General features: G+C 51.2%; 6 protein-coding genes. 1 reads left to right on the top strand and 5 read right to left on the bottom strand.

Going from position 1 to position 7,546, the window contains the following annotated elements:
• Nucleotides 1-8 precede the first annotated feature (8 nt).
• Nucleotides 9-779, top strand: a complete 771-nt coding sequence (locus tag ABX962_RS24630; protein ID WP_372723234.1) for a transglutaminase family protein — start codon at nt 9-11, stop codon at nt 777-779.
• Between the two features lie 319 nt (nt 780-1,098).
• On the opposite strand, the gene ABX962_RS24625 is transcribed toward ABX962_RS24630, so the two are convergent.
• The 5 genes from ABX962_RS24625 to ABX962_RS24605 all read right to left on the bottom strand — a co-directional run.
• Nucleotides 1,099-2,277, bottom strand: coding sequence for an endonuclease/exonuclease/phosphatase family protein (locus tag ABX962_RS24625; protein ID WP_372723232.1), 1,179 nt, complete (start codon nt 2,275-2,277; stop codon nt 1,099-1,101).
• Between the two features lie 648 nt (nt 2,278-2,925).
• Nucleotides 2,926-3,996 (bottom strand): endonuclease/exonuclease/phosphatase family protein, encoded by a 1,071-nt coding sequence (locus ABX962_RS24620; protein ID WP_372723230.1) that lies wholly within the window; start codon nt 3,994-3,996, stop codon nt 2,926-2,928.
• Nucleotides 3,997-4,056: 60 nt separating this feature from the next.
• Nucleotides 4,057-4,995 (bottom strand): mechanosensitive ion channel family protein, encoded by a 939-nt coding sequence (locus ABX962_RS24615; protein WP_372723228.1) that lies wholly within the window; start codon nt 4,993-4,995, stop codon nt 4,057-4,059.
• A complete protein-coding gene (locus ABX962_RS24610; RefSeq protein WP_372723226.1) occupies nt 4,992-6,128 on the bottom strand; it encodes a hypothetical protein in 1,137 nt (378 codons plus the stop codon). The genes ABX962_RS24615 and ABX962_RS24610 overlap by 4 nt, the downstream gene beginning before the upstream one ends.
• An 837-nt stretch (nt 6,129-6,965) precedes the next feature.
• A partial coding sequence (locus tag ABX962_RS24605; protein WP_372723224.1) for a response regulator occupies nt 6,966-7,546 on the bottom strand: 581 nt, incomplete at its 5' end.

Raw genomic sequence — 7,546 nt, 5'->3', positions numbered from 1 at the left:
TGTTTAATATTTCGGTCGCTCGAAACGACCATCAGCAGATCGTCGAAGAATCATTCGCCGTCGAACCATTCTACAAAATTGAGGAATGTGCTGTTGGCCCCTTGGGCAATCGACCGGTTAGGCTTTCCGTGCCGCCGGGTGAACTGACCATCAGCTACAGCGCGACCGTCAATTTGAATGTCGAACAAGCGGATGCTGCGGATGTGACAGAGACACCTTTTGAGCAGTTGCCAGCAGATGTTCTCACGTACCTCAACCCAAGTCGATACTGCGAGTCCGACGAGCTTCTGCAATTTGCGACGAACCTTTTTGGTACACTGCTGCCGGGGTACTCGCGAGTCACCGCAATCTGCAACTGGACCTATAACGAATTGTCTTACACCTCTGGCAGCACCGGCCCCACGACGACAGCGTGCGATGTGCTCAAGCTAAAGCAGGGCGTTTGCCGAGACTTCGCCCATGTTGCGATCAGCCTGTGCCGAGCGATGGGTATTCCCGCTCGCTACGTTGCTGGTTACGCAGTGAATTTAAATCCACCGGATTTCCACGGTTTTTTTGAAGCATACCTGGATGGCCGTTGGTACTTATTTGATGCCACTCGGCTTGCTCCGGTAGGCGGCTTCGTCCGCGTCGGTACTGGTCGTGACGCCGCTGATGTTGCGTTTAACACGATCCGTGGCAATGCCCAGAGCACCGAGATGGCAGTGTGGGCCAATGGACAGCAGCACGACGAGCTACTTAACCCGAACAATGTCGGAACCGCAGTTAGCTCAGCATGATCGTTTGCATTGGCGATGCTTGTGCGTACCGTTCCGCGAGCCACCCTAATATCGAATCGCTAGAAAGAGTTTAATTCAAATGAGCGATAGGATTCGATTTTTGATCAATCGGTTGAAGGAGCAGTCAAAAATGACGATCTTGGGAGATGGCTCTTGCAACTTCCGCCGACCGATCCTGCTCCCCAATCTTCAAGTCGTCAAGTCGTCAATAATCTCGGTCAAATGCCTCTTCGACAAAGCAAGCATCGTTTAATCGATTGCTCTGTGTCCTGTCCGGAACTGCAAAATACGATGTTGCGGCACTCGATGTGCGCAGCAATCATTGATGTAAATCCGCTTTGGTAGTTGAATTGATCGCGTCCGTTCCCTCGGTACCCACGCCATCGACCGCATCGCCTTGCATCTCGTCACTAACTTCCGCCCGCTCAATGCGATTCTCGGCTTCCTCCTCGTCTCCAACTTTCTTCTCCAGCACGTCATGCTCGTCCGCTTGCTGCGGCGCGTACCGCAGCTCGATCATGATCGGAAAATGATCGGATCCGACATCAGGAAGGCGGCGGATATCGCTGACCGTAAAATGCGTCGAATGGAAAACATGGTCCAACGGAAAACGCATGTAAAAGCGACTCGCATCAAATGAATTGAACAAACCGCGGCCTCGTCGAGGGTCCAGCAATCCGCTGATACGCATGAATAGTCGCGTCGTAGGTGACCAGGCTACATCGTTCAGATCTCCGCCGATCACCACCGGGCTGCTTTCCTCGGCGAGCTCTTTCGCCCACAGGATCAACTCCGCGTCCCGAGCAACTGAATCGTTGTCTCGAATCGGTTCAGGTGGACGAGGGTGCACTGCGATCAGACGGATTCCCGTCCCGTCGCGGAGTTGAATCTCGGCGTCGATCGATGGAATATCCTCTTGGATCAGATAATGGACTGCTGACGATGTCATCGGTAGCTGCGACATCATCAACATTCCGTACCAGTTGTCCTGTGGTACCAAAACGTGATCTTTAAATTGGTCGATGAACGGGCGAATGCCGTCGATCCAGGCTTGGTCGGCTTCTAATACCACCACCACGTCGGGCTCAACCTCCCGCATCGTCGTCATCCAGCGATCAAAATCGTGGTTTTCCATTTCGACGTTGGAAAAGACGATCCGGACGGTCTGGTCATCTCGCACGTCAGAGTTTAGGTAAGACCTCGGCGTACCGACTGCCTGAGGTGAGACCAGCCGGGTGTAAGGATAAATCCGGAATCCATGCCACAGAGTTAGGAAAATTGCGAGGCTAACCGCGATTACAGTGCCTTTGACCGACGGATCCGACTGCAAAACCTGAAACGCAGCGAAAACCACTACTAGTGCCCAACCAATGCCAACAATCTGGAGGCGAGGAAAATCCCAACCGCGAATGAACCAATGGGGACTGGAACTAAGATTCAGTAGCGAACCGATCGCCAATAGCGCCAGCAACGTTAACAGACAAATGTTAATAATCATGAGTCGACGCCGTGGCACTCCAGTGAGAAAAACGGATCCCTCGCGGTGATTCATCCGCGGATAATGCAGCAGTCCGACTGAATCTCATCATGACGCAAACGCTGGACCGGAATCTGATTCACGGTGGCGGCCGCGGTAGTTGGATGCAATCACCGTCGCCCCTGTCGATGAGGGGTGTCAGCGATCAAGCGACCGACTTTCAGTCTGCGAGATAAACGTACAACTTGGTCAATTCGCGAACGACTGGAGGAGCCGAGACGCACCTCGGCAACATCAACTAAATAGACACAAAAATCTTTGAGAGCATCAAAGGAACAGCATCACGTTCGTTCGTCATACCAACACGAGACGTAAGTGAGTGGTTCTCTCTATCGACAGAAAAGATGATTCACTCGCTTACTCGCGTAACAACACAATCACTCGCTCACGCGTCGTGCTTGTATTTGCTCTGCCGCGCGTCGTCCGAACGCGTCAGCAAACGAATCACTTACGTTCAGATACACTTGATCTCGCTTAGCGATCGTATGTTCTCCCATACTTGCGAAAGTGGCTTCGTCATTTTACCGCTATTCATGGTTCCCGCGTCCAACCAAAGCTAGTTCCCCGCCGACGAATGTAATTTCAAGTAGTTGTTGCTGTCCTTCTGCTCTAGCGGATTGCATCGACTGCTTGGTCGGCGTCTTCCTTGTCGCCAGCGTCTAGTTCGGGGGCCTCTTGTTGCAGTTCGGCTGCCGGTTCATGACTCAACTCAATCATTAACGGAAAGTGATCTGAGCCGATGAATTCCAGCGTCTTTATTTCTACAACACGGAAGTCGTCCGAATGAAACGTGTAATCCAGTGGATACCTCATGAACCACGACGTCGCATCGAAGGTCGAAAAGAAACCACGTCCTTCCCGCGGATCGAGCAAACCACTGACTTCCTGAAACAAATCGGTGGTCCGTGACCAACCGACATCGTTCAGATCGCCAAGCACGATCGCGGATTTTTCGTCGGCGACTTCACGGCCGACCATCACCAACTCGGCATCGCGTTTGGTGGTACTTTCCCCTGGGCGTGGCGGATTCGGATGGACCGCAAACAAACGAACCGACTGTCCATTTCGCAATCGTAGTGTCGCATCAATCGAGGGAATGCTCTTTTTCACCATTGACCGCACGCGACAGGATTCGACGTCGAGGTTGGTCCAAAGCCCGATCCCGTATCGGTTCTCCAACGGATGTTTCTTGGAAAATGAGAACCATTGGTCCAATTCTGCTAGATCATTCATCCAACGCTCGTTGACTTCGCACAAAACCAAGACCTCCGGTTTTTCACGCCGCACGATCGTCAACACTGCGGTTGCGTTTTGGTTTTCTTGCAGTACGTTCATGGACACGATTCGCAGCCTTGCCGCGGGATCGTGCGAGCGGGCGGATTGCACACTCTTAGGAGCAAACGGCAGGTAGGGAAAGATCCAGAACAGTTGAATAAAGCAACAAACCACCAACATTCCTGCTATCCATTTCGCCATCGATTGCCGACGAAAGACTGCGATGACCATCAACGTCACAACGTAAATACAAAGTAGTTGCAGACGTGGATAGTCGCCAATGCGGACCCACCACCAATCAACCGGAAACAGTGGGATTACTGCGGTGATAAAGAGCAGACCGCACCACACGAGCAACATGTACCACCATCCATTGCGTTTGTTCTTGCTAATCGGGTGAAACATTCGGAATCTCGTGATTGGCCAAGGTCAAGTTTGGGGTGCAATTCGTCAGATAGTAAAGATTCAGCTATCGGGAACTCTCGCCCCCGCTGCATCAGCATAACCGACTGTCACGAATTTGCCTCCAACTCGGCGAATCGCCTTCTTTCCACGGCCGGTTAGATCGCTAATGAATGCAAATTGATCTCTCAAATCAAACGGGTAAGCTTTCACTTTGTAGTGTGTCCCCCATGGCTCATCGGACAACATCACTAAGACTGGTTTGCTGTATTGCAGGTAGCCGCTGGTCATCGCGACCTCACGCAATGCGGCTCGCATCTCATCGGCGTCATGATCGGGATGGATATAAAAATCCACGACACACATTAACGTCTGCTCGCCGTTGTTGGAATTCGCAATATTCTCATCCCAAATCCGTGTGTGGGGAACGATGACTAAATCATCCGACGGCGTTTGTAAACAAAGTGAGCGCATTCCCACCGATCGAACTTCACCATAATCATCACCAATTTTAACCCAATCGCCGGGGCGATACGGTCGCTCGAAAACCGCGATGATACCTGCGATCAAACTGCTAACGTAGTCTTTGAAAGCAAACCCAATCGCGACGCTCGCACCACCCGCTATGATCAGGAAGTTTTCAAACGTGACGTTGAAAATGATCGGGATCACCCAAAGAATGGCCATCGTCATCGTCAGCAGTCGGATGATGGGGACAGCGTTTAAAATGTAAAGCCTCGCTTGGCTCGGCCCACGCTCGGCCAGCAAAGGTAGCGTTTTGCGAGCCAACCAAATGATTAGCCAAGCGACAAAGAGAGTCGCTACGATATGTAAGACACTGATGTCTTGAAAGTCATTGAGCAACTGTACTGCTTCTTCTTGGACTTCCTCAGCACCCGATTCCTTACCATTTGCTTGGCCCTTTTGATCCGGTTCTGTAAGCAATGGTGATATCGGCGTGACTTGCAACGCCATCAATTGTTTTAGAAAGGGAAATTTCATAGTTTGTCCTTCGAGAACCCAGCGTCAACTAACTTGGATCGAATAGCAGGATAGGCTGCCGGGATGCACCGGCACCTTCCCTGTTGGCTCTCTATAACTCGCGCTGCTTGCAAGGACGGCAACACGTTCGATCCATCCACACTTGGCATGACTTCGTCAAGTTCTTCAGCGGTCAAACCATCGTGAATTAGCAAAGCGTGTAGTGTCAACAATGAGGCATCTGCATCATCGCTCGGCAAATGAAACTCTTCGAACTTCGACAGCCAATATGTTTTTTCGTCCGGTGATGTTTCACGCTTCTTTTGCATTTTGCCAGGATCGGTCTGTATCGCAAGCTGCCACTGTTGCCAAGCGACCAAAGGAATCCCCAGACTGCGGGCAGCTAACTTGGCGAAGTAAACGCTACCAACGATGTCGCCGCTTTCGACCAATCGAAATGCATGATCCCCCTTACCCTCTCGCTCGGCCGCATCGATCAACCAAGACTGCAATCGCTGAGCATCAAACGCATTGGGAACTAATCCGACCGGTAGCAGACGTCCAGCACAGATCGCTTTATCCAAAAATTGCCACGCCCAAGAGTTGCAGCCAATCACGCAGTGTCGATGGGCGCCGGCCGCGTGCTGAAGTAGTTTGCGAACGTGACAGAGGCCGTCTTGGTGCCGCAAAAACCATCGTTCCAACTGCGGAATGACCACCACAGAAGCGTCGTAGTCGAAGGAGACGTTGACCTCTGCTGATCGATCAAGAAGCAGTTCACGAGGCGGAGGTTCGATCACGTGATGTCCGTTGGATCGAGCCCACATCCGAACGACGTTGTTGATATCGATCGGTGGCATGACCACAAGTTGCAACCATCTGGACGGATTTTTATCCTTTGCCCAATCGCCGAAGGTTGCTTCCATTTCAGTGACGACCGTTTCACAAGCCGGCGCATCGGTGATGCGTTCAAGCCGTTTTTTGTTATCCCATTTCAATAAAGGATCCGAGACAGAAGGATCATCGGCGGTTCCTTTGAAACGCTTCCAGATTTGCCAACCGAAGCCGCGAATCGACTCGTCCGCTGGCATCGACGGCCATTGGTAATTCCCCAACGTGTTAAACGTTAGCGGTTCTGAAGATGGTTCGCTCATGAGAGGTCACCGTCAGTTGAGAAGTTCTTTGACATTGCTGAACGTTATTCCTTAGACCTGTACGGGCAGCCTCGACCGCCGATATTGTGAACGTGCAGTTGCTTTTACGCGCAGTAAACACGGAGCCCCTAACGATTTGAACATCATCTCCGTCGAGCACCTCGTGAATTATTTTTTGCCCCATCGTAAAATCTGGGTCGTTGAGGCTCCGCTTGCTGAATCTATAATGCATGAAACAATGTATTGGTGAAAGTGGATAATTTGAATGTGGCGAAGCGCTTGCACGCTGCCACAAATCCGCTTTAAGAAACCCAAGGGTTGGCCCCTTTTATTTCGTGTACAGTCTAGCGCAATTCTAGCTGTCGCAACGATAGTACAAACTGCTGGTCTCGCTTTTGAAATTTATATTCAGAACTTGTGTGTGATGGCCGGGAGAAAACAGGTGCGATTTGACAAGAGGTTTTTTTAACGGTGCGAGGTAATTTCAACCACGACCGTAGCCGTCGGCAAAACAGTGAGCACATTCGTCTTTGTCTTGCCGTTGAACGCAGGCGAAACAAACAATCCTACAGTAAAGCGAAGCGAGCAATTACCATGCGGTTTGAAATCATCGCAATTGTATTACTTTTGCTAATCGTGGCTGTGCTTTTGCAAAGTACTAACATCAGTTGCCTGATCTTGGGCGTCCTGGTCGTTATGTTGATTACAACCAAGCTCTAAAAAGTTGCCGTCGACCGACGGAAAAACATAACTACCACCCAAATATACGCATGAGACTTTTTGTTCACGATACGTCATCCGATGCCGAGACCAGTTTGATGATTGATTGAAAGGATCTTACGTCTGCGAAGCGACGGCATGAAGGTACTTGGCCAAGGTGGTGATGAATTTTCGCTTTTGCAAAGGCTTGGTGAGGTAATCGCTGTAACCAGCCGCCAAGCACTTGGTTTCGGCTCCTTGCATCGCATTGGCCGTCAGAGCGATGACGGGTAAGTCGAAACCTTCCGCTCGCATTTGGCGAACGGCTGCAAATCCGTCCATGATCGGCATCGAACAGTCCATCAAGACAACATCAACTTTCGCATGGTGATTCGGATCACGAAGAATATCGATCGCTTCCTGGCCGTTTTCGGCTGTCAATGTTCGTCCGCCGGCCTGCTCGATAAAACGCTGTGCGATGAACACAATGTCGCGGCGATCATCGACGACTAAAACAGTACCGCTGAGCGATTCAGTTGAGTCCGTTTTGTCGGAACGCTCATGCGGTGTCTCGTGCTCATACGTCGTCTCGTTGGCATCCATCATGGGGACATTTTCCAGCGGCCCCGTCGCAATCGTGGCAGTGAAAGTGCTTCCGCCACCGACGACGCTTTCGACCTCGATGTCGCCGCCCAACAATGTCGCCAACCGCTGACAGA

The sequence above is a fragment of the Novipirellula sp. genome (assembly GCF_041583735.1).
Lineage (GTDB): Bacteria > Planctomycetota > Planctomycetia > Pirellulales > Pirellulaceae > Novipirellula.
Note: the sequence above shows the minus strand (reverse complement) of the source record. Positions and strands in the feature narration are given on the sequence as shown.